The following is a 1410-nucleotide window of genomic DNA, read 5'->3' on the forward strand; positions in this document are numbered from 1 at the left end:
CGGCGCCGAAGTTGCTGACGATGCGGATGCCGTGGGCGAGGCAGCGCGCGAGCACGGGGCGCAGCATGGCGTCGAGCAGCGGTTCGTAGCCGGCCTCGGGGTCGGCGCGCCGGCGCAGTTGGGCCAGCGCGAGGGTGCGCTCGGCCAGCGTCTCGAAGATCAGGAAGGCGCGCTGCCCGGCGGGGCCGTGGCGCAGGCGCGCGATCAGGGTGTCGACCACCGGTCCGGCGGCGTCGGTGCGGTCGCCGGAGAAACCGGCGGCGCATCCGATCAGGAGGGGCGGCGATGCGGGGGAGTCCATGGCCGGCGACTGTAGGCACCCGTACCTGATCCGTAAAATCGAAAGTTCAGATCGATTGATCTGGATTTCGAATAACAACGACCGAGCCCCGGAGACAAGCGATGAGCACCAGCAGCACCGCCGCGCGCAAGACACCCGATCTCTCGACCCGCCAGCTGCGCGCCTTCCTCGCGCTGGCCGAGCTGCGCAGCTTCACGCGCGCGGCGCAGGCCAGCCACCTGTCGCAGCCGGCCTTCAGCGCGCTGATCCGCACGCTCGAGGACGCGGTGGGCACGCGGCTGTTCGACCGCGACACGCGCAGCGTGCAGCTCACGCCCGAGGGCCGGCTGTTCGAGGGCTCGGCGCGCCGCCTGCTCGACGACATGGGCGGCGCCATGGCCGACCTGGCCGACCACGTGGAGCGCCGCAAGGGCCGGGTGCGCGTGGCGGCCCTGCCCTCGCTGGCCGCGGGCTGGCTGCCGAGCGTGTTCGCCGAGTTCATGCAGGCCTGGCCCGGCATCCGCATCGACCTCGACGATGCGCTGTCCGACGCCTGCATCGCGCTGGTGCGCAGCGGCCAGGCCGACTTCGCGCTCGCGGCCTCGGGCGCGGGCGAGGCGGCCTACAGCGACCTGCGCGGCCAGCGGCTGTGCGCCGACCGCTTCCACCTGGTGTGCCGCACCGACCATCCGCTCGCGCGCGAGACCCGGCTCACGGCCAAGAAGCTCGCGCCCTGGCCCTTCATCCAGATGGCGCGCAACAGCAGCGTGCGGCAGGCGCTCGACGTGGCGCTGCATCCGCTGCGGCTCAACGCGGTGTTCGAGGTCGAGCACCTGGCCACGGTGATGGGGCTGGTCGAGGCCGGGCTCGGCATCAGCGTGGTGCCGGCGCTCACGCTGTTCCACTTCCGGCGCGAGACGCTGGTGACGCGGCCGCTGCCGCTGCCCGCGCTCACGCGCACGGTCTACCTGGTGCAGCGCAGCGAGGGCAGCCTGTCGGTGGCGGCGCAGACGCTGCACGACCTGATCGTGGCGCGGCTGGGCAAGCTCAAGCTCGACGACTTCTGATCAGCCCTCGCCGCCGGCCGCCCTGGCCGCCGCGGCCACCATCTCGCGCAGCCAGGCATGCGC

The 1410-nt window shown here is 73.0% G+C and carries 2 protein-coding genes; one reads left to right on the forward strand and one right to left on the reverse strand.

The features are described from left to right. A partial coding sequence (locus AC27VN_RS41435) for an acyclic terpene utilization AtuA family protein (RefSeq protein ID WP_490880504.1) occupies positions 1-301 on the reverse strand: 301 nt, incomplete at its 3' end. Positions 302-402: 101 nt separating this feature from the next. Between AC27VN_RS41435 and AC27VN_RS41440 the strand changes: the two genes are divergently transcribed. Further along, on the forward strand, positions 403-1347 hold the full coding sequence (locus tag AC27VN_RS41440) for a LysR family transcriptional regulator (RefSeq protein WP_490880505.1): 945 nt from the start codon (positions 403-405) through the stop codon (positions 1345-1347). The last annotated feature ends 63 nt before the right edge of the window (positions 1348-1410 follow it).

The sequence above is a fragment of the Variovorax sp. 20P10.2.4 genome (assembly GCF_058244205.1).

What these genes read in the sequence shown, in the direction of transcription:
- AC27VN_RS41440 (WP_490880505.1), top strand. Translation starts at nt 403, where the DNA reads ATGAGCACCAGCAGCACCGCCGCGCGCAAGACACCCGATCTCTCGACC.